The 21,106-nt window shown below is 70.8% G+C and carries 17 protein-coding genes; 8 read left to right on the top strand and 9 right to left on the bottom strand.

Annotation, left to right across the window (positions count from 1 at the left end; all coding sequences use genetic code 11):
- Positions 1 to 74: 74 nt before the first annotated feature.
- Both WME75_RS13405 and WME75_RS13400 read right to left on the bottom strand, forming a co-directional pair.
- Positions 75 to 1,001: a DMT family transporter gene (locus WME75_RS13405; RefSeq protein ID WP_437490292.1), complete on the bottom strand. Its 927-nt coding sequence runs from the start codon at positions 999 to 1,001 to the stop codon at positions 75 to 77.
- Between the two features lie 47 nt (positions 1,002 to 1,048).
- Positions 1,049 to 2,692, bottom strand: a complete 1,644-nt coding sequence (locus WME75_RS13400; RefSeq protein ID WP_437490290.1) for a glycoside hydrolase family 30 protein — start codon at positions 2,690 to 2,692, stop codon at positions 1,049 to 1,051.
- Positions 2,693 to 3,273: 581 nt separating this feature from the next.
- On the opposite strand from WME75_RS13400, the gene WME75_RS13395 reads away from it, so the two are divergent.
- Positions 3,274 to 4,266 (top strand): RICIN domain-containing protein, encoded by a 993-nt coding sequence (locus tag WME75_RS13395; protein WP_437490287.1) that lies wholly within the window; start codon positions 3,274 to 3,276, stop codon positions 4,264 to 4,266.
- A 66-nt stretch (positions 4,267 to 4,332) separates the two neighbouring features.
- On the opposite strand, the gene WME75_RS13390 is transcribed toward WME75_RS13395, so the two are convergent.
- The gene (locus WME75_RS13390) at positions 4,333 to 5,319 is read right to left on the bottom strand and encodes an SGNH/GDSL hydrolase family protein (protein WP_437490284.1); all 987 of its coding nucleotides are present in this window, start codon (positions 5,317 to 5,319) and stop codon (positions 4,333 to 4,335) included.
- A 694-nt stretch (positions 5,320 to 6,013) separates the two neighbouring features.
- On the opposite strand from WME75_RS13390, the gene WME75_RS13385 reads away from it, so the two are divergent.
- Positions 6,014 to 6,499 (top strand): helix-turn-helix transcriptional regulator, encoded by a 486-nt coding sequence (locus tag WME75_RS13385; RefSeq protein WP_437490281.1) that lies wholly within the window; start codon positions 6,014 to 6,016, stop codon positions 6,497 to 6,499.
- A gap of 53 nt (positions 6,500 to 6,552) precedes the next feature.
- Here WME75_RS13385 and WME75_RS13380 read toward each other — a convergent pair whose 3' ends face one another.
- Positions 6,553 to 7,362: a class I SAM-dependent methyltransferase gene (locus WME75_RS13380; RefSeq protein ID WP_437490278.1), complete on the bottom strand. Its 810-nt coding sequence runs from the start codon at positions 7,360 to 7,362 to the stop codon at positions 6,553 to 6,555.
- Between the two features lie 138 nt (positions 7,363 to 7,500).
- Entirely contained in the window at positions 7,501 to 8,511 is a 1,011-nt protein-coding gene (locus WME75_RS13375) for a hypothetical protein (protein ID WP_437490275.1), read from the bottom strand.
- Positions 8,512 to 8,640: 129 nt separating this feature from the next.
- On the opposite strand from WME75_RS13375, the gene WME75_RS13370 reads away from it, so the two are divergent.
- Positions 8,641 to 9,270, top strand: coding sequence for a TetR/AcrR family transcriptional regulator (locus tag WME75_RS13370; RefSeq protein ID WP_437490272.1), 630 nt, complete (start codon positions 8,641 to 8,643; stop codon positions 9,268 to 9,270).
- Between the two features lie 63 nt (positions 9,271 to 9,333).
- On the opposite strand, the gene WME75_RS13365 is transcribed toward WME75_RS13370, so the two are convergent.
- Both WME75_RS13365 and WME75_RS13360 read right to left on the bottom strand, forming a co-directional pair.
- Entirely contained in the window at positions 9,334 to 10,971 is a 1,638-nt protein-coding gene (locus tag WME75_RS13365; RefSeq protein ID WP_437490270.1) for a hypothetical protein, read from the bottom strand.
- A 303-nt stretch (positions 10,972 to 11,274) separates the two neighbouring features.
- Complete coding sequence (locus tag WME75_RS13360) at positions 11,275 to 12,879, bottom strand: hybrid sensor histidine kinase/response regulator (RefSeq protein WP_437490267.1); 1,605 nt, start codon at positions 12,877 to 12,879, stop codon at positions 11,275 to 11,277.
- Between the two features lie 602 nt (positions 12,880 to 13,481).
- Between WME75_RS13360 and WME75_RS13355 the strand changes: the two genes are divergently transcribed.
- Positions 13,482 to 14,663, top strand: a complete 1,182-nt coding sequence (locus WME75_RS13355) for a hypothetical protein (RefSeq protein ID WP_437490265.1) — start codon at positions 13,482 to 13,484, stop codon at positions 14,661 to 14,663.
- A 134-nt stretch (positions 14,664 to 14,797) separates the two neighbouring features.
- Here WME75_RS13355 and WME75_RS13350 read toward each other — a convergent pair whose 3' ends face one another.
- Entirely contained in the window at positions 14,798 to 15,733 is a 936-nt protein-coding gene (locus tag WME75_RS13350) for an STAS domain-containing protein (protein WP_437490263.1), read from the bottom strand.
- A 296-nt stretch (positions 15,734 to 16,029) separates the two neighbouring features.
- Here WME75_RS13350 and WME75_RS13345 point away from each other — a divergent pair, with 296 nt between their 5' ends.
- From WME75_RS13345 to WME75_RS13330, 4 genes are all read left to right on the top strand, one after another.
- Positions 16,030 to 17,274 carry a winged helix DNA-binding domain-containing protein gene (locus tag WME75_RS13345; protein ID WP_437490261.1) on the top strand — a complete coding sequence of 415 codons (1,245 nt, stop codon included), beginning with the start codon at positions 16,030 to 16,032 and terminating at the stop codon, positions 17,272 to 17,274.
- 141 nt (positions 17,275 to 17,415) lie between these two features.
- Positions 17,416 to 18,366 carry a class I SAM-dependent methyltransferase gene (locus WME75_RS13340; protein ID WP_437490259.1) on the top strand — a complete coding sequence of 317 codons (951 nt, stop codon included), beginning with the start codon at positions 17,416 to 17,418 and terminating at the stop codon, positions 18,364 to 18,366.
- A gap of 161 nt (positions 18,367 to 18,527) precedes the next feature.
- On the top strand, positions 18,528 to 19,112 hold the full coding sequence (locus WME75_RS13335) for a TetR/AcrR family transcriptional regulator (protein ID WP_437490258.1): 585 nt from the start codon (positions 18,528 to 18,530) through the stop codon (positions 19,110 to 19,112).
- 100 nt (positions 19,113 to 19,212) lie between these two features.
- The gene (locus WME75_RS13330) at positions 19,213 to 19,965 is read left to right on the top strand and encodes an SDR family oxidoreductase (RefSeq protein ID WP_437490257.1); all 753 of its coding nucleotides are present in this window, start codon (positions 19,213 to 19,215) and stop codon (positions 19,963 to 19,965) included.
- A gap of 65 nt (positions 19,966 to 20,030) precedes the next feature.
- Here WME75_RS13330 and WME75_RS13325 read toward each other — a convergent pair whose 3' ends face one another.
- Positions 20,031 to 21,026: a TetR/AcrR family transcriptional regulator gene (locus WME75_RS13325; RefSeq protein WP_437490255.1), complete on the bottom strand. Its 996-nt coding sequence runs from the start codon at positions 21,024 to 21,026 to the stop codon at positions 20,031 to 20,033.
- Positions 21,027 to 21,106 lie beyond the last annotated feature (80 nt).

The following is a 21,106-nucleotide window of genomic DNA, read 5'->3' as shown; positions in this document are numbered from 1 at the left end:
CGCCCTGAAGGACCGAGGGGCGAGCTTTGCGGACGCTGGGCTAGCCAGCTCGCCCCTCCGCGAGGCACAGGCATTCAGGTCGTCGCCGGCTTGTGGGTGGCGAAGGAGAGGCCCGGCAGCACAAGCGCCGCGCCGAGCCAGTGGTGGACGGCAAACGCCTCGCCGAGCAGCAGCCAGGCCATCACGGCGGTATAGACCGGCGACAGGTAGAGCAGCAGGCCGGTGCGGCTCGGGCCGAGATGCTGGGTGATGTAGCCGTAGGTGGCGTAGGCGGCGACGCCCGGCACAAGGACCAGGGTCAGCACGGCGGCGACGGTGCGCAGGTCGAAGGTCGGCGGACCGCGGGTGGCCAGCTCCCAGCCGAGCAGCGGCAGCAGCACGATCACCCCGGCCAGCGCGATCGCGGTGAGCCGCGCGCTGACCCCCAGCGGAGCGGGCCAGCGCTTCAGCAGCACGGTGTACAGCGCCCAGGAGATCGCGGCGACGAGGATGACGAGGTCGCCGGTGCTGAAGCTGAGCGCCAGCAGCGCCGCCGGGTCGCCGCGCAGCACGATGACCAGCACACCGGTCAGCGCCAGCCCGGCGCCCAGGCCCTGGCGCCGGCTGAGGCGCTCGCCGAACATGGCCCGCGACAGCAGGAGGATGATCACCGGCGACGCGGCGTAAATCAGGCCGATATTCGTGGCCGTGGTGCTGGCGGCGCCGTGGTAGACGCCGGCGCCGCAGATGCCCATGCCGAGCAGGCCGAGCAGGGCATACCGGGCCCAGTCGCGCCGCAGCGAAGCGCGGCCGCGCCACAGCTCGCGGCCGCAGAAGGGCAGCAGCACAAGCACGACGCCCAGCCAGCGCAGCTCCGCCAGCGCCACCGGCGGAATGAAATCCGCCGTGGCGCGCGCCAGCACCATGTTGGCCGTGAACAGCGCCGGGGTGACGAACAGCAGGACCTGGGCGATGCGCTGGTCGCGGGACTCGGCGAGGCCGAGCGGGGTGGAAGAAGCCATCGGCGGCGGACACTAGGCAGGATCCGCTGCCATGGCCAGAGCTTGCCTCACTTCCAGTTGACGGTGGCCCATCCGTGGGCAGGAATGCTGAACTGGAGCTTCTTGCTCGCCACGCCGAGGACTGTCGTCTTCTCTGCATTGCCGGAGTTGTAAAGAATCGTGACGAGGGTGCCGTCAGGGTTCTTGAAGGCCAGCGCATCGCCGCCGGTCGTGCCGACGCGCACCGCGCCGGGATCGACGTATCCGGAGACGTGGCGAAAGACGTGGTAGGCGGGGGTCACGTTCAGCGTGCTCGTCGCCGTGTTCACGATGAGAAGCGCGTTCTGGGGCCACGGCCGCTGCGAGTCCAGGTTCTTCCCCGCCGTGTCCAGCACCATGTTCCAGGCGCTGTACGAGGTCACCCCGGCCTGGATCCAGTCGCGGATGAGCTTCCAGCTCTCCTCGGCGTAGGCGTGATCGTTCGGCGGCATATCCTCGTTGAACCGCGGCATGCCCGCAGGGTTCCAGGGGTAGTTGCCGCACTTGTGCTCCGTCTGCACGATCGGCAAGTCGCGCGACCGCAAACCGGAGACGCTGCTCAGCATGTTCCACTGGAGCCCGAAGCCCTTGACGTACTTCATCGCGGTGGAGTCGCCGGTCACGGCGCTGAGGATCGTCCCGTCTTTCCCGCTGTCGGCGTTGGACATCGTGCCGAGATAGATCTGGGTCGTGAGCCCTCGTTCGTCGAACGTCGGCCCGAGGTAGGAGCCGATGAACTTGGCCATGAGCGGCCCCGTCCACAGGCAGCTCGGGTACCTCGTCTCGTAGTTCGGCTCGTTCTGAGGGTGAACCGCCTCGATGGTGATGCCCTCGTCGGCGTACGCCTCCACGAACTTCGCGAAATACAGGGCATACGCCGCCAGGACGCTCGCGTCGTCCTTCATGCGGCCGCCATCCATCGCGCCGTTGCTCTTCATCCAGGTGGGGGGCGTCCAGGGGCTGGCCCAGAGGTGGAGGTCGGGCCTCACGGCGAGCGCCGCCTTGATGTACGGAATCAACCTCTCCCTGTCCCGAGCGACGGAGAAGCTCGCCATCGTTGTATCGTTCGGCGTCTCGTTGAGGGTATAGCGATCCATCGCATAGTCGCTGGCCCCGATCGGGATGCGCCCGTAGGCGAACGCCGCGCCCTCCTGCGTGTCGAAGAGCAGCTTGATGGCTCGCCTCCTCTCGGCATCGCCGAGCATCGAGAGCACGTGCCATCCCGCCTCGTTGAAGGTGCCGCCGAAGCCGTCCCATGGCTGGTACGTCGTCGCGTCGTTGACGGTCACGTCGGCATTGCCGCTCGTCACCTCCGTCGGCGCCCCTGTCTTCCAGTAGTCGTTCGGCCCCGAAGTGACCAGCACGGGCTCGATCACGGGGGGCCCGCCTCCGGTCGACGAGCCGCCAGCGCCGCCGTCTCCGGTCGGATCGCCGCCGGCACCGCCCGAACCGGTCGGACCGGTCAAACCGCCCGCCCCTGTTCCGTCCGAGCCCGTCGAGCCGCCCGAGCCGGTCGAACCGCCCGCCTCCGCCCCCGCCCCCGAGCCGCCCGCCCCCGCCCCCGCCCCCGAGCCGCCCGAGCCCTCAGGTTTTGTCGTGCTGTTCGAGGAACCACACGCCACGAAGAAAAACGCGAGCAATACGCCGGTCGTCGAACCTCGTGCCCTGTTCATCGCTGAAATCCTCAATCGTAGGGGTGCGGCCCGTGGCGGTGCCCGAAGCAGGCGCCCGCTCGCGGGCGTCTTATATGCCCGAGAGGCCCCGCGGTGATCCGAGCAGAGCCACGTTTCCTCGCAGTGCCACTCGCGCGAGCCCCGCGGGACGCGGTGCGTCAAGCAGGCGACGTGCCGGAGCGTCGCCTGCGTCGCGAAATACGTGCCGCGCGACGCCGCGAGGCACAGGTCCAACCTGCCTGCGCGCCGCCCACGAGCGGCTGTTCACCAAGATCGGCCCGCGCGGTAGCGTGGGGTGATCCCGGAGATCGCCCCCCGGAGCTGGCCGAGCCATCTCCGCCCGGGGGGGTGATCGCGCGGATCCACCCTTCATCGCGCCGCATCGCAAGGATCCGCTGAGCCGGTGCTCCGCGAGCGCACGGGCCCCGTTCGCCGGCGGCATGCATCCTGCTCTGTTCGCGAGCTGCGGGACGGCGATGGATCTGGAGCTCGAGGAGACAAGGCGCTCCACCGCGTCCATCCTCTTTCAACGTTCAACCTTTGCGGTTCGAATGAATCGCATTCGCTTCGAGGGAGACATCATGATCCGGAACCCTGCAAGCGGCTGTGTCTTTCTGCTGGTGGCGTGCGGACTGCTGGTGGGCGCCTGCGGGGCCCCCGACGACGGGAGCCCGACTGAAAGCGCGCAGAGCGATGCGGAGCCCGTCATCGTCTCGAATGTGACGGACGGCACGTACATTCTACGAGCGGTCCATGCCAGCAAGTGTCTCGACGTCTCGGGCGCCAGCAAGGCCGACGGCGCCAGGGTGCAGCAGTGGTCCTGCAACGGGACGGGCGCGCAGCTGTTCCGGGTCAGCTCGGTTGGAGGCGGCCATTTCAGCATCACGAACGTCAACAGCGACAAGGCGGTCGAGATCGCCGACGGGAGCACCTCGGAGAACGCGCAGGTCGTGCAGCGGCAGCACCACGGCGGGCAGAATCAGCGGTTTTCCTTCGTGAACCGGGGCGGCAACGAGTTCAGCATCCACGCGGCCCACACCGGCATGGCCCTCGACGTCACCTGGGGGCGCGCCGCGGACGGGACGTCGGTCGTCCAGTACCCGTATCACGGCACGAGCAACCAGCGCTGGACCCTGGACAAGGTGAGCGGCGGTGACACCGCGGGCGACGGCGGCGCGGGCGGGCCGTGGCGCACGGCCACCTTGACGTGGTTCGAGTCGTACCCCGACCCTGGCAGCGAGGAGTGCATCGAGTACAACGGATGCACGTGGGCAGGTCAGTTCGCGGCCCTCGACGGCCAGCAGCCCGAGAGCTGGGTCAGGGCGAACAACATCGCCGCTGTGCACTCCAAGGACTTCGAGGCGTACAGGCTCAAGACCCTGCGCCTTCGCAAGAGTGGCAGGGAGATCGACGTCAAGGTGTACGACATGTGCGCCGACTCCGACTGCAGCGGATGCTGCACCCGGAACGCCCGGCCGTCGGGGAACCTGATCGACCTCGAGAAGCACACGGCGGAGCGGTTCGGCGTGCCAGCCGAAGGCCAGGTGGAGTGGAGGTGTCTCGACTGCGACTGAGGGCCGCGGCTCAGGCGCCGTGGGCCGCACGCGGCCCAGGCGCGCTCGCTTCGACCCCCGGCCGGCTCACCTCAGGTAGTCGCTGATCGCGTCGTACCAGACGCCCGCCATCCGGGCGTAACCCGCCTGATTGGGATGGACCCCGTCGCCGAGCTCGGACGTGGGGAAATCCGCGAACTGGTCGACGTAAACGATGTGCGCGCCCGCGCTGGCTCGCGCCTCGACAAGCCCGGGGACGGTGGCGTTGAACGTATTGACCGCGCTTGCGCCGCTCGGAAAAGGAATGATGTTGCTCACGACGATCAGCGCGTCGGGCGCCTCGGCGATCAGCTCGTCCAGGAGAGCGCCCAGGCGGGTGTCGGCGCCGTTCGGGGATTGATACATGTCATTTGTGCCCGCGTGGAGCAGCACGATGTGCGGCACCTCATTGAGCGCCGGGCTCGGCACACGACCGGCGATCTGGGCGATGGTCTGTCCGCTGATCCCCTCGTGATTGCGGGGGAACGGCGCGCCGTCGACCATCGCCGGTCCGTTCATCTGCTGCGTGCCCGTGAAGGTGATCTCGTGGTCGTCTTTCCGGGCCAGGCGGAAGAGCTCGACCCGGTACCCGCCGTCGAAGCCGAGGCCGAAGGTGATCGAGTCCCCGAGGGGCAGGACCTTGCAGGGGCCCGTCGCGGGGCAAGGCTGGAACCCTGGATCGGTAGAGCCCCCACCCGCGCTCGAGGCTCCCGTCGCGCCGCCGCTGCCTCCTCCGTCCCCGCCCCCTCCGGCACCGGCTCCGCTCGAGCTGCTGGAAGCGGAGCCACCGGTCCCCGTCGTGCTGCTCGCTCCGCTCGTGGTCGAGACGCCTCCCGAGGTCCCGGCCCCACCCCCGCCCGTCGTGGCGCCGCCGGAGGAGGCCTGTCCAGACCCACCCGGGCCATCGGACGACCCATCCGAAGAGCTGGAACAGGCCACGGAGCCGACAAGGAGAAGGCTCGCGAGCGAGATCCCGCGGGCAAAGGCGCCGGAGGCACCACGGCGGACGAGCAGCGGAGAGGTCGAGGTAGACATGTGAGCAGAGCTCCCGGTCGCAGGCGACCGAAGGTAGAAAATTGTATTTTGAACAGAAGATTGGCGGGCGCCTGGCTCGATGCCACACCACCCGCGCGGCCTCTGTGAGGAAGTGGCCGAAAGCTATGCGGCGCTCGCGGCGACGTCGTTCGAATTCCCGGCGAAGGTTTTCAGGATCTCGACGCGCGGGCACCGATCCGCTCGACGCTGGCGCGCCGAGGTGCGGGCTGGGGCACGTCCCGTGCCTGAAAGGCTTGACCCCTGTGTTCCTCGAGGTCGACGATGCGCTGGGTCGACCCCGGGCATGACAGCGGAATTTTCAGCGAAGTACGGAGCGGCTCTCACCGGATCGGACTGGGTTGGGCTGCCTCTCCGGATCGGGTACATGCCCGAAAGCGGCCGGGTCGAGGGACTCTCCAACGAGTCGGATGCGGTCCTGGTCTGGGCGGGAGGCCCCTCGCAGATCGACATTCGCTTCGTGGAGCCGACCTCGGGGGAGGTTCGGGAGCATTCCTTCGAGCGGCTCTCGGGCATGATGGACCTCTTGCCGCGGAGGACCAGGCTTCACAGCGTCGAGTGGCGGGGGCGGCCGTCCGTGTGCACGTCGGTGAACTTTCCCGAAGCGTCCATGTCCGCTCTTTGTTCGTCTCCTTCCGCCGTCCTGGTTCCGGAGCGGGGCCCACGGTTTGGTTTGATGGACGCCCACGTTGTCGACCTGGTTCATCGCCTGCAGGCGCAGGCCGAGGGGCAGGAGTACTTCGGCGCCGTCTACGTGCAGTCGCTCTCCCTGGCGCTGGCTTCCTACCTCTCGGCTCGGTACGGCGCGGGGGCCAAGGCGGAGATCTCGCTGCGCAACGCGAGCCTCTCGAGCAGCCAGCGCGCGCAGATCGAGAAATTCGTGGACGGCGAGCTCGCCTCGAACTTCGGGCTCGTCGATCTGGCGGGGCTGGTGGGCTATTCGCCGGACCATTTCTCGCGCTTGTTCAAGCACGCATTTCACCAGACTCCCTATCAATACGTGCTCTCACGCCGCATCGAAAGGGCGATGACGATGCTCCGGGACGAGCGGCTGTCCATCGCCGAGATCGCCCTGGAGTGTGGCTTCTCCAATCAAGGGCACCTCACGACGGCGTTCAAGCGCCGCACGGGAACGACGCCCGGCGCGTATCGAAGGAAGTGATCGCCCGGCCGGTCCCGTCCCAACCCCGGTCGGGTCGCTGTTGGCCGTCCGGCTCAGGGCGGGAACGCGAGCAGATCGGTGTGGCCGACCACTCCGCCGGTACGCCTGAGCCGCGACCAGGCATCGAGCGTTCTGGCATCGAGCGCATCGAGCGCGTCGAGGGTGCCCACGTCGCTGACCGCCTGCGCGAAGCCGCTCTGCAGCTCCTCGAGGAGCGCCGCGTCGGCGGCGCCGAGCACCCAGGGGCTGTCGCCCTCCAGCACCTCGTAGCCCTGCCGCCGGAGCTGCTCGGCGAGGTGCTGCGGCGCCGCCGGACCTGCGGCCGCGCCGAAGCCCTTGTCCGTCCTCTGATGGCGATGGAACGCGGCCGCCATGGCGCTGTCCGCGGGATGGCCCGGCGACCAGCGCTGGACGCCGTTGTAGGTGAGCGCGACGTAACAGACGGCGCGGCGCGCGGCGACCTGAGCAGCGAAGTGGACGATGCGCTCCGGGGAGACGAGATCGAGGAAGGCCGACGCCGTGACGAGGTCCGGCGCGCGGCCCAGCGCGGCGGGGAGATCGGCGGCGAGGTCGGCGCGCTGGAACGAGACCGTGATGCGTCTGCCCGCCTTCTCGACGACAAGCGGATCGCCGTCCTCGACGGTTGTCTCGGCCCATCGCGTGAGCGCCGCCCGCGCCGCCGCGAGGTGCGCGCCGTCGTGGTCGACGAGCGTCCAGCGCTGCTCAGGCCCGAGCAGCGGCGCCGTCGCGCGCAAATTGGAGCCGGTGCCGGCGCCGAGATCGACCACGGAGACCTCGGCGCGCGCGCCAAGGCGGGCGGCAAGCGCGCTCGACAGGTCCCCGCTCCGCGAGCGATGGTCCACCGGCTCCCTCAAGGCAAGCCACTCGACAGCAAAGCCACGCATGCATCCCTCCCCCGGTCGATCGCGGCGACGTGGCGCGCGATCTCGGCGGAGGATCTGCCGCGCCGCGGAGACCTGTCAAGCCGGGCCCCTCCCGCGTCACGCTCCGTCGCAGCTCGCGCTGCGGCGAACGCGCGCGCCGAGCTCCTCGAGCCGCGCCATCACGCTCGCGGGGTCGAGCACGCTCTCCGGGTGGTAGAGGCCCGGGCCGACAGGGGGACCGCCCGCGAGCCCCAGCAGGCGCTCTGTCGCGATCGCCGCGCCGTACGCGCTGAGGCGCGAGAGGCTGTCCGCGTCGATGATGTCGTAACGCAGCCGCGCGACCGATCCGTCGTGACGCCGCCCCGACACCTCGACGATGAGGTCCGTCACGTGCCCCGCGCCGCTCGTCGCCCTGTCGCGCGCGGCCATGTCGGTGCGGATCGATCGCGCGTCGGTCGCCGCCGCGAGGCTGACCACGTCGAGGAGCGGCAAGGCCTGGCCGACGTGCGCCACGCCCTCGGCGTCCACGATGCGCCGAGCCGTCGCGTCGCCTCGCATCCAGGTCCATTTCCCGTCGTCGAGGAGAAGCGCGGCCCCCCCTGTCTGCTTGAGTCGCTCGAAATCGGCGTGCGCCGCGGGTCCGCCGCCGTCGTTTGCGTCGATCACGCAGGCGATCGCGATGGCGTCGACGCTCCGGAGCTCCTGCGCGAGGTGCAGCGCCGCCAGCGTCGCCGTGCCGCCGAGGGTGTGGCCCAGCATCAGGAGGGGAGCGCGCGTCGGCCGCGCGACGTAGTGGGCGACCACGGGACCGATCTCCGAGACGAAATCCGAGAAGGCGACGTACGGCACGCCGTCCGCCTGCGCGCGCTTCAACGCGTTCGACCCCTCGTCCTTGACGAACGCGACGACGGCGCTGAACGACGCGCCCCGCTCGAGGCCGAGGTCGTCCCGGCCGACGTCGACGGTCGTCGCCGTCGTCGGACCGCCGACCTCCGCGGCGACCGCCGCCGCCCTGCGCCCGTCGCGTCCGGCGATCGCGATCGGGAGGTCCGGATGCAGGCGCCGGAGCGCCGTCGCCGCGCGCGCGCCGACCTGACCTGAGCCGCCGATCAAGAGAGCTGGTGACATCGTTCGTATGGCCATTGGAATGGACTCCTCCCGCCGGGTCGCGCGAGCGCCCGAGGCGTGATTGACATAACCTACCATCAGTAAGTTACCTTTGGTAATATGCGCCGACCCGTGGTACTGTCAAGGCGCATGGCGAGGACGAACGCAGCGCGACCCGCGACCCGGCCGAGGGGCGAGGCCTCCGGCAAGCGCCTGCCGAAGGCGGAGCGCCGCGAGCAGCTGCTCGGGACGGCCGAGACGATCCTGCGCGAGGAGGGCACCGAGGCGCTGACGCTCGGCCACCTCGCCGAGCGCGCGGGGGTCAGCAAGCCGATCGCGTACGAGCACTTCGAGACGCGGTACGGGCTCCTCATCGCCCTCGCGCGGCAGATCGACGACCGTCAGGTCGCGGCGCTGCTCGACGCGCTGAAGCGGACGCGCCGGCGCCTCGAGGACGTGGCGCGCGTCGTGAGCGCCGCGTACATGCACTGTTGCGTGACGGTCGGCCCCCAGTGGCACGCGATCCTCGCGGCGCTGAAGGGCGACGAGCAGATGGACGCCGTCGAGCGGGAGCTCCTCGATCGGTACGTGACGATCTACCGGGACGCGCTCGCGCCGTGCGTCCAGCTCTCGAAGCGCGAGCTGCACCTCCGCTGCGTCGCGATCATCGGCGCCGCCGAGGCGCTCGCGGCCGAGATGTTCCACGGCCGCACCGACGAGGCCGCCGCCGCGAAGGCGCTCGAGTCGCTGATCGTGCAGTGGCTCTCGAAGGGCGGCTGAGCGCCGCGACCCGCGAGAGGCGCGCGTTCATGACAGCCATCACAAGAAGGGGCGAAACCCCGGTCAGAACCGATAGAGGACGTTGCCCTTGTCGCCGGAGACGTAGATCGCGCCCGACGCGCCGACGGCGACGCTGCTCATTCCATAGGTCGGCACCGTCCCGGTGATCGCCTCGAGCCCCACCGCGAGGTGCTTTGCCACGATCGAGGTGTGTCCCGTCGACGGGTCGACGCGCAGGAGGCGGCGCCTGCCGCTCTCCACGACGAGCAGGGAGCCGTCCAGATCGACCGCCATTCCCTCGGGCTGCCACAGGCCGGCGGCCACCTCGAGCGGCGGAGAGAGCGTCACGCCGCCGGACACAAGCTGGAGGACCGCGCCGGCGGCCCAGTCGGCGGCCCAGAGGTCGCCGCCCGCGACGGCGAGGCCCGACGGGACGGCCACCGGCGCGAGCGTCACGCGCCCGCCGCTTGTCTGGCGGACGACGCGCCCCGCGCCCGGCCCCGCGCCGAGCTCGGCCACCACGAGATCTCCCTGGAACCGGACCGCGTTGAGCGGCGTCGCGAAATCGCTGTAGGTCTCGACGACCGAGGCCGTCGTCGTGTCGTAGACCTGAACCACGCTGGCGAACCACGAGCTGAAGATCAACTCCGCGCCGTCGGCCGACACCGTGGAGGGCCCGTGCAGCTCCGAGAAGCCCAGGAACGACGGCTCGACACCGAGCTGCTCGCCCGTGTCGCCGTCGAACGTCCGGAGCGAGGCCGTGTCGCCGAGATAGACCGACTCGGCCCCTCCCTCGCTCAGCACGGCCAGGCCGCCGGGCAGGACAAGGCCGCCCCGGAGCAGCGTGCGCACCTGCCCGTCCGGCGCGATCCGGACGACGAAGCCGTCGGCGGCGCTCGAGACATAGAGGTTATCCTGCGCGTCGAAGGCGAGGTTGTCGAGGCCGACCGGGAGCACCGCGAGGACCTCCTTGTCGCCGGTCGCGACGTCGATCCGCACCACCTCGCCGTCCTGATCGATCGCGTGGAGCCGGCCGAGCCCGTCGAACTTGACCGCCGCGGGGATGAAGAAGCCGTCGGCGACCGTCTGGAGATCGCACTCCACCTCCGGGTCGACCGCGCCGGTGCAGGAGTCCACATCGATGCTGACCACCCTGCCCTGCGTCCAGATCGGCCCGTACAACCTGCCGTCAGGACCCCAGTCCATGCCGTTCAGGAAGCCGAGGTTCCCCGCGATGAAGCGCGGCGGATCCGACAGATCCGGATCGAGCTCGTAGAGCCCGTCTCCGAGGAAGTCGAGCGCCACGAAGAGCCTCCCCGTATCGGAGAAGGTGATGGGATTGACCCCCAGCGCGACGTGCTGCTGGGTGATGGCGCCCGACGGCGAGCGCCGCACGACGTTCCCGGTGAGGAGCGACGTCCAGTAGAGCGAGCCATCCGGGCCGAACGTGAGGTCGTCCGGACCGTCGACCCCGTCCGACCCGTCGAGCCGTCCCACGACGGCCCCGCTCTTGCGGTTCACGACGGCGATCTCATTGCCGAGCAGGCTCGCGACGTACAGCCGGCCGTCCGGTCCCACGTTCATCCCGTTGGCGCCGTGCAGCCGCGCCCCCTCGACAAGGACCGACGACGTCGCGTGTGCCGGCGACGAGATCCCGAGAACTACCGTACCAGCAAGCACGAATGCAAAGGACCTGAGCATGGCTCTCCTTTCACCGTGGTGTCACCGTCGCGCGTGGACCGCAGACCCCAGGATCACGATGATATCAGGCGCGGAGCCGGCGTGACGGCGCGAACCCCCGGTGGACTCTTGAATCAAGAAGGCTGACTTGACACGATAGCACGTTTCGTGAGCGAACTCCAAGGACAAGGACCCTTCAATGGTTCGCGCGGCGTGCGCCACCGGGGCGCCTCGACCCGGCCAGGCGGCGCCAGCCAACCCTCTCCTGGTCTTGTCCTGCTCTTTCCAGCGGCCACGCCTTGGCGGGCGCTGCGACAGCTCCGGCTAGGGCCCTCGATGTCCGAGCTTCCGGACGAGCCTCACGAGGTCCTCCGGGTTGACCGGCTTTCCGAGGTGCTCGTCGTAGCCCGCCTCGAAGGCGAGCCGCTGGCTCGCGCCGCCCGTGTAGGCCGTGAGCGCGATCGCCGGCGTCTCCCCCCCGGCGTCCCGCGGCATCGCCCGCACGCTCCGCAGGAACGTGTAGCCGTCTTGCTCGGCCATGCCGATGTCGCTCACGAGGACGTGCGGCCTCGCCGCGGCGAGCGCGCCGAGCGCTTCGGACGCGGAGCCCGCGACGTGCACCTCCGCCCCGCGCTGGCAGAGCACGGCGTGGATGAGCTCGCGCGCGTCCGGCTCGTCGTCCACGACGAGCACGCGGAGGCCGTCCAGCCGCGCTCGCGTCGGCTTCCGAGCGGCCGCCTCGGGAGGGGTGTCCGGGCCCTGCTCGGCGAGGGGCGCCGCCGCGCGCACGGGCAGCGTGACGAAGAAGCTCGCCCCCCGGCCCAGCCCGGCGCTCTGGGCCGAGACGCTGCCACCGTGGAGCTCGACGATGTGGCGGACGATCGACAGCCCGAGCCCCAGCCCGCCCAACCTGCGGGTGATCGAGCTGTCGGCCTGCCAGAACCGCTCGAACACGTGGGGGATCATCGCGGGCTCGATCCCGCGTCCATCGTCGTGCACGGCGAGGTCGATGCTCGCCCCGACCTGCTCGAGGCGCACGCGGACATGTCCCCCCGTCTCGGCAAATTTCACCGCGTTGGACAGGAGGTTCCACACGACCTGCTGGAGCCGCGCCGGGTCGCCGAGGAGCAGGAGGGGGCGCTCGGCGCCCTGCACCGAGAGCTCGATGCTCTTCGCGTCCGCGGCCGGGCGGACGACCTCGAGCGCTTCGGTCACGATGGCCGCGAAGCTCGTCGGCCTCGTCTCGATGCGCATCTTGCCGGTGATGATGCGCGAGACGTCGAGCACGTCCTCCACGATCCTGGCCTGCGCCTGCGCGTTTCGCCGGATCGTCTCGAGGGCCTTCGCGGTCTCGGGGTCGGTCACGCTGTCGCACAGGAGCGACGACCACCCGAGGATCGCGTTGAGCGGCGTCCGGAGCTCGTGCGAGACCGTCGCGAGGAACTCGTCCTTCATGCGATTCGCCTCCTGCTCCTGCGCGAGACGGAGGCGCTCCTGCTCGGCGCGGCGCCGCTCGGTGAGGTCCCTCGTGACCTTCGCGAACCCGACGAGCTCCCCGCCGGGGCCGCGGAGCGCCGTGATGACGACGTTGGCCCAGAACCGCGTGCCATCCTTGCGGATGCGCCATCCCTCATCCGCTACCCGCCCATCGCGGTCGGCGGTCGCGAGCTCCCACTCGCATTTGCCGGTGCGGACGTCCGCCTCCTGGTAGAACCGCGAGAAATGCTGGCCGACGATCTCGTCGGCCGTGTAGCCCTTGAGCTCCTGCGCCCCGAGGTTCCAGGTCGTGATGACGCCCTGCGGATCGAGCATGAAGATCGCGTAATCCTTCACGCTCTCGACGAGCAGCCGGAAGCGCTCCTCGCTCCGGCGGAGCGCCTCCTTGATACCGGGCTCGGGCAACGCGCTCGGCTGTAATAAAACAGACATGGCGCAGAGAGGATGCTCTATTCACGCGCCGTCGGCCACTTTCGGGAATCTCGTGAGCCGCTCGAGTGGCAACGCTTTCCCTCCGGAAGCCGTGTCCCGCGCAGCTCCCACCTCGAAGCGCCGCGGCATGCCGCAGAGCGGCAGCGGTCGCCATCAATCCGCTCTGTACAGAATATTCAACACCCACCGCAGGGCTGCGCGGCGCGCGGCCTGCAGCTCCAGCAACAGCAGGCCGGAGCGCGGAACTGGCGCCATGACGGGCGGGGAGCTCGCGGCCAGGGTGAAGCGCACAGAGAGCAGCCGCCCTCGTCAGCGCGGCTCTGGCGCCGCGACATGGACAGGAGAGGAGATCCAGACACGAGGACGCGCAGGGTGGCAGAAGGCGTGATGAAGGAGAGAAGAGGCAAGATGGAGGTTGCCGGCGTCCTCTGCTCTCATGAGGCCCGGATCGAGCGCGTCACCGGAGCGAGCGATTGTTGAGGCGACGCGGGCTCAGGTGCTGGAAACGCTCCGGGGAGAGGACGGCGTCTTCCTCCGGCCCGTCGCGCTTGCCGTCGCATCGGCGCCGCCACGGATGGCGGCTCGGTGTACCCTGCCCCGCCGTGCGACTGTTCGAGAGCGCCGTGCTCCACCCGCGCTGGCTCGCAGCCGCCGTCATGCTCGCCGGCGCCCTGGCCGGGTCCGACGCGCGCGCGGAGGTCCAGCACCTGCGCATCGTGTACGAGGCCCACGAGGGGTGTCCCAGCGCCGAGGCGTTCGTGCGCGAGCTGCGCGCGCGCACGAGCCGCGCGCGAGCCGCCGCGCCGGACGAGGCGGCGCTCGAGGTGCGCGTGCGCATCACGCGGAGCGGGGGCGCGAGCCGCGGCCGGATCACCCTTGGCAAGGAGGAGAGGGCACGCGTCCGCGAGGTCGGCGGCGCCACCTGCGCGGAGGTCGTCGCGGCGCTGGCGCTCATCACGGCCCTCCGGATCGACCCCACCGCTTCCCTCGACCCGCAGGTGCCGGCCGCGGAGCCGAGCTCGTCCGAGGCTCCGGAACCCGCCGGGGCGGTGGATCCCGCGGCGAACCCCGCCGCGGCGACGAGCCCCACGAGGGATCCCGCCGCGGCTGCAAACCCCGCCGGGGCGGCGGCTCCCGCAGGCGGTGAAGCGGCGGGACCGGCGAGCCCGCCGCGCGCCGTGCCGCCGCCCGCCGCCCCGCCGGCCCGCCCAGCGTCACCGGCCGCCGTCGCCCCGCGCTCCCCGCCGCTGCCGGTGGAGCGCCGGTGGACGCTCGGCCTCCAGGCGAGCGCGGCGTCCGGGGTCGCCCCCGAGGTTCTGCGCGGCGGGGGAGTTTTCCTCGAGCTGCGCGCCGATCTTGGCGTCAGCGCCTCGCTCCGCGTCGCGGCCGAGATGGCCGCCTCCGGCGCCGTCGACGCCGGGCCGGGCGGCGCCCGCTTCACCCGCGGCATCGGCCGGCTCGACGCCTGCGCGGACCTCTTTCGCCCGGCGCGCTGGCTCGCGCTCGCGCCCTGCGCGGGCGCCGAGGCCGGCTTTCTCCACGGTAGCGGGCTGGTCGGCGAGGCGATCGTCGAGGTGAATGAGGTCACCGTGCCCTGGGCCAGCCTCGGGCTCCTCGCGCGCGTGACCGTCTCGCCCGGCGCGCTCGTGCGCGTCGACGTGCAAGGTGGACCGCAGTTCTCGCTGGTGCGGCGCTCGTTCGTGTTCGAGAGCCCGACGCAGCTCATTCACGAGGTGCCCGCGGTCACCTGGATGCTCCACCTCGGCGCCGGCCTCTCGTTTTGATGATCAGGCCGCTTCGAGCCGGAAATTGCACGGAGCGTCCACCGTGGTGAACCGCTGATCTCGGGGCGGGTCGCCGGGATCGACGCCGCGAGGAGGCCGTCGGGGGTCCTGGAGGCGCGCCCACGGGCGCCAGGCTATCGGGCCTCGTTGCGATAGGACAGGAAGCGCCGGAGCCCGTCCTGGAGGCTCGCGAAGATGGGAACGTCGTCGAAGCCGAGATCGCTGTCGATCAGCACTTTCGCCATGGCCGGCGAGATACCGACGATGACGCACTGCGCGCCCAGCAACGAGGACGCGCGCACCGTGTCACGCAGGTGATGTGCCCCGTCCGCGTCCACGAAAGGCACGCCGGTGACATCGATGATCACGTGCTCCGCCCGCGTGTCGACGATGGCCTGGAGCAGCACGTCGAGGATGCGGGCGGCGCGAGCGGCGTCGATGCGGCCGACGAGCGGCAGCGCGAGAATGCCGTTCCAGAGCCGGAGCACGGGCGTGGACAGCGCGGCGATCGCGCGCTGCTGCTCCTCGCTCACGCGGAGTTGCTCCTCGATCCGCCGGGTACGCTCGTCCACCGCGGCCTCGAGCTGCGCGGTCTGGGCCCGCAGCTCATCCTCGGTCTGCTTGATCTCGCCGATATCCACGTGGATCTGCAGCACCTCGCGCACGCCGCCCGCCGCGTCGTGGATGGGATGGAGCGAGGAGGCGACCCAGCGGGCCGCTCCCTTCTGGAGCGGTTCCGCCTGGACCGGATCATAACGTATGGTAGGCAACGCCGTGGACTCGCCCCGCAAGAACGCTCGCTCGACGAGGGGCATCGATCCATTGGCGGATACCTGCTCATCCGCCAGCAACCGCCACGCGGTGAGATCCCCGAGGCGCAAGTTCCAGAGCTGCTCCCACCGACGATTCACCTCGATCGCGCGGCTCTCGCGGTCGTAGATCATCATGCTCACGATGCCCCCGTCGAGCAGCGCCTGATAGCGGCGCGCGGGGATCTCCAGCTCGGCAACGCGCTGCCGCAGCGCATCAATCTCGTGCTCGAGCTCGGCGATCGTCGGAGTTGTCTTCATATGAACCGCTCTGGGCAAATGACGGCACCCCCCACGTCAGGCGCGATACGAGCGCACGCCGAGGATACGAGATGTAAATATTTGCTGCAAGCGGAAGCAAGCGGCACGACTCTCGGGGTGCATTCGACCCGCCCCGAGGTGCCGTCTGGCGTCACGCGCGCGCCGTGGGCGGGCGCCGGCGTCCCCTCGCCCGTCGAGCGCCAGCCTGTCCACGTACTGTGGATGAGGACGCTGATTCCATGGATTCATGGATCACGCCGGAGGAAACCTCGTTTCGGGTAAGCTCGCCGGCCGGCATGCCCACCACGACACTGACCCGAAACGAGCTCAACCGGGCCACGCTCGCGCGACAGATGTTGCTCTCGCGGGACCGGGCCACGGCCGTCCAGGGGATCGAGCGGCTGGTCGCCCTTCAGGCCCAGCTGGCGCGGCCGCCGTTCATCGGGCTCTGGTCGCGGCTGGCGGGGTTCCGGCGCGAGGAGCTCCTCCAGCGGGTCCTGCGCCGCGAGGTCGTCCGGGCGCCGTTCCTGCGCGGCACGCTGCACCTCGTGAGCGCGAAGGATTACCTGGCGTTGCACCCGGTCATCGCGCCGGTGCTCCACGCGGCGGCGCGGTCGATCCTCCGCGCCCGCGTCGATACGCTCGAGGTCGCGCGGCTGGTCGCCGAGGCGCGCGCGTATTTCGACGAGGAGCCGCGGACCATGGATGAGCTGCGCGACCACCTGGCCGCGCTCCACCCCGAGGGCGACGTGCGGGCCATGGCCCTGGCGGTTCGCATGCACCTGCCGGTCGTCCAGGTGCCCGCCGAGACCCCGTGGGCCTACCCGGGAACGGCGGATTTCGCCCCGGCGGCGTCCTGGCTGGGCAAACCGCTCTGCGAGGACGGCGGACCTCGGGCGCTCGTGCTCCGTTACCTCGCGTCGTTTGGTCCGGCGACCGCGACCGATGTGCAGACGTGGTCCGGCCTGACCGGGATCAAGGACGTGCTCGGATCCCTGCGGGAGCGGCTCTGCACGTTCCGCGACGAGCGGGGCCGGGAGCTCTTCGATCTGCCCGACGCGCCGCGCCCGCCCGTGGACACCGCCGCGCCGGCCCGGTTTCTGCCCGATTACGACAACCTCCTGCTCGCTCACGACGACCGGACGCGGGTCATCGCGGGCGAGCATCGCGCGCGGATCGTCCTGTCCGCCAACCTGCGCATTCTGCCGACGTTCCTCGTGGACGGCTTCGTGGCCGGCACGTGGGGGATCGAGCGGAAAAAGGGCCTGGCCACGCTCGTGATCGAGCCGTTCGAAGCCCTCTCCAGGGCGGCGCGCGGGGAGCTCGCCGAGGAGGGGGAGGCGCTCCTCCGCTTCGTCGAGGAGGACGCCGGCGCGTTCGATGTGCGCTTCGAGAAGGCTGGACCCGCGAAGACGCCTGCGGCCCGGGCGAAGGGCGATGGCGCCGCGAAGACGCCTGCGGCACGAGCGAAGGGCGATGGCGCCGCGAACGCGCCGGCGGCACGGGTGAAGGGCGGAGCAAAGGAGCAGAGACGACGATGATCTTGTATCGCCCCGTGGGCCTCACCGAGCTCCGGCTGATCGCCGGGGCCGGTTTTCGGACCTTCCCGCCGCGCCTCTCGCGCGAGCGCTGAACGGGGCCCTCCGCGCGCAGGAACGCGCAGGAACGCGCAGGAAGAAGCCATGCTGGACAGGATCTGGGATCGTTACCGCGCCGCCGGGCTCGACGAGGCGGCCGCCGTCGCCGCGCCGTCGCCGGAGGACCTTGGCTACCTCGCGATGCTGGCGTTCTCCGACGAGCGCTACGCGGACGCCGCGGCCTTCGCGGCGCGCGCCCGCGAGGCCTCGCCGGAGGATCTCTTGTTCCAGGCAGCCGCGGCGCACCTCGAGCGGGTCGCCCGGGAGGGGAAGCGCAACGTCTACGTGTCCGCGGAGGGATTCGCCGCCTTCATCCGCGGGGGCGGCAATGTGCCGCTCTACCGGGAGACCAGCGCGGCGCTGGCCAGCCAGTACCCGGAGGCGCCGTTCGATCTGCTCGATATCGGCGCCGGCGATGGAATGGCGCTGCTGCCCGCGCTCACACCGGCGGTGCGACGGGTGACCGTGGTGGAGCCGGCGGCTCCGCTGCTCGAGCGATGCGCCGCGGCGCTCTCCGCGCGAGGGAGCGAGTTCGAGACCTTCGGCGGGCGACTCCAGGAGCTCGCCGCGGATCCGGACATGGCGTCGCGGCGCTGGGCGGTCGCGCAGGCGACCTTCTGCCTGCACGCGATCGCCCCGGCCGAGCGGCCGGCGCTGCTCCGCTGGGCGCGGGCACATTGCGATCGGCTGCTCCTCGCCGAGTTCGATGCGCCGCGCATGGACGAGCCGCTCGCGCCGGACACCGCGCGGCACGCGCTCGAGCGCTACCGCGATGGGCTGGCCGAGTACGCCGGCGCCGACCTCGACACGGTGGCGCAGGGCTTCCTGATGCCGGTGCTCTTCGGCTATGTGGACCGCGGCGCCACCCGCACCACGTTCGAGCACCCCATCGACGACTGGGCGGCGCTGCTGCACGAGGCCGGCTTCGCGCAGGTCGACCGCCGGCTGCTCCACCGGTACTGGTGGGCGCCGGCCTGGATGCTGGCAGCGCGCTGAGGCGCCCGGCCAGCAGTTGACCTCAGCCGGACCCAGAGACGACGGCGCTCAGCCTACGGCACCGCCGGGGCTCCGCCGGCCAGAGCAGCCCCAGGAGGGCGCGCGCCGGAGCTCTGCGCTTTTTTCTGGACTATGCAGTCCATAAATCTCATGCTCTCTCCGTGGCCCGTCCCAGGGAGTTCGATCGCGACGAGGCGCTCCGGCGCGCCATCCCCGTCTTCTGGGAGAAGGGCTTCGCCGGCACCTCGACCGAGGATCTCGTCCGCGCGATGGGGATCGGCCGCCAGAGCCTCTACGACACGTTCGGCGACAAGCGGCGGCTGTTCCTCGAGGCGCTCCGCGCCTACAACGCCGACAGCATCGCCGCGGTCATGAAGAAGCTCCGGGCCGGACCGACCGCGCTCGCGGCGCTCGAGCGCGTCCTCGTCGACCTCGCCGAGGCGCGCGACACGGCGCGATCCCTCGGCTGCATGGGCGTGAACGCCGTCTGCGAGCTCGCCCGCGACGACGACGAGGTGCGCGCGCTCACCGCGACCAGCGCCGCGCTGCTCGAGGCCGTGCTGAAGGACGTCATCGACGACGGCAAGGCGAAGGGCGACATCGGCGGCGCGACCGACAGCCGCGCCGCCGCTCGCTTCCTCGCGGCCACGCTCAGCGGGATGAAGGTGCAGGCCAAGGCCGGCGCATCGACCGATGCGCTCCGCGACGTCGCGGCCTTCGCGGTCCAGAGCCTGCGCCCGCGCTGATCGCGCGGCGCCCGCCCGGGATCGCGCCCTCGCCGCGCGCTATTTTGGACTGTTCATTCAAAAATTGGCAGCGACAACCAACGACGCAGAGGAGCTGAACATGAACGACGACATCGGGCCGCTCGCAGGGAAGAAGGCGATCGTCATCGGCGGATCGCGCGGCATCGGCGCGGCCACCGTGAAGCGCCTCGCGCGCGAGGGCGCGGCGGTCGCCTTCACCTACGTGAGCAGGCCGGATCGCGCGCGAGAGCTCGTCGCGGCCGTCGGGTCCGAGGGCGGGCGCGCCATCGCCCTCCAGGCCGACAGCGCCGATGCGAGCGCGCTCGAGCGCGCGATCGCCGAGGGCGCGAGGGCGCTCGGCGGGCTCGACGTCCTGGTGAACAACGCCGGCATCCTGATCTTCGGCGAAGTCGACGCGTACCGCCTCGAGGACTTCGACCGGATGCTCGCCGTCAACGTGCGCGGCGTGTTCGTCGCCGCCAGGGCCGCGGCGCGCCACCTCCCGCGCGGCGGGAAGATCCTCGTCATCGGGAGCAACACGGCCGAGCGCGCGATGGTCGCCGGCTCGGCCGTCTACGGGATGACGAAGGCGGCGGTCGCCCGGCTCGTGCGCGGGCTGGCGTGGGATTTCGCCCCGCGCGGCATCTCGGTCATCAACGTCCAGCCCGGTCCGACGACGACCGACATGAACCCGTCGGACGGCCCGCACGTCGACTGGGTGCGCAACGCGAGCCCCGAGAAGCGCATCGCAGACCCCGACGAGATCGCGCGCTTCGTCACCTATCTCGCCCGGCCCGAATCGACGTACATCAACGGCGCGAGCCTGACGATCGACGGCGGCTTCTCGGCGTGAGCGGGCGGCGCGGCACGCCCGCGGGCGCGGCCGCGCGCGGCGGCGGGCGCAGGCGCAGGCGGCCCTCAGCGCCGATCGGGCGCATTGCGCGCCCGGTAAGCGCGCTGCTGGCAAGCCCGCGAGCAGTAAGCCCGCGGCCGCCCTGTGGCAGGCCGGGCGATCTCGCCGCCGCACTGCGCGCACGCCGGCCCCTCGTCACGCCGAGGGACCTCGCCGGGAGTTTCGTCACGATCGCGCGCCGTAAGGCGTGACGCTTCGGGACTTTCGTCACACTGACCGGAGCGCGACCGGACGAGCGCCTCGATGCCGTCGAGCACGCGCTGCAGGCCGAACAGGAAGACGTCCTCCGCGAAGGGGTGCGCGTCGAAGGCGCCCGAGCGCATCAGCTTCGCCATCGTCGGGAGGCGGCCCGGGTCGAAGAGCTTGTCCCAGAAGTACGCGCGCTCGGACCACCACTGCTCGTCGGTGACGCCGGTCTCGTGCTCGGCCTCGACCGCGTCCACCGAGAGCCTCGCCGCGCCTCGGGTGTACCCGTCGACGAGGTGGACGGCAGCGAGCACCTCGCGGTCGGTGAGGCCGACCCCCGAGACCGCGCGGAGCTCCGCGTCGTACGCCGCCATCCCGTTCGGGCCCATCACGGGGCGCACCGGCGTCACGAGCAAGAACCACGGGTGACGGTGGTAGAGCGCCCAGTCCGCGAGCGCCGACGCCTCGAGCTTGGCCCGCCATCCCCCGGGGACGCCGTCGACGAGGGGTAGCTCCGCCGCCACGGTGTCCAGCATGAGATCCAGGAGCTCGGCCTTGCTCGGCACGTACCGGTAAAGCGACATCGTGGTGAACCCGAGCACCCCGGCGACCCGCTGCATCGACAGCGCAGAGAGCCCCTCGCCGTCGGCGAGCTCGATCGCGGCCCGCACGATCTGATCGAGGCTCAGGCCAGGCTTGGGCCCCCGGTTCGGCCGCTTCCTGACCCCCCAGAGGAGCTCGAGGCTGCGCACGGCGTCGCCGCCCCCGCTGTACTCCGTCGCCGTTTTCCGACGCCGCTTGGGTTTGACAGCCATCGCTCAACTGCGTATACCACACACGGAACCGTGTACATTATACACAGTTCAAGGAGGCTCGCTTGACGCAGCACGACTCG

The sequence above is a fragment of the Sorangium sp. So ce1014 genome (assembly GCF_051521505.1).
GTDB lineage: Bacteria > Myxococcota_A > Polyangia > Polyangiales > Polyangiaceae > Sorangium.
Note: the sequence above shows the minus strand (reverse complement) of the source record. Positions and strands in the feature narration are given on the sequence as shown.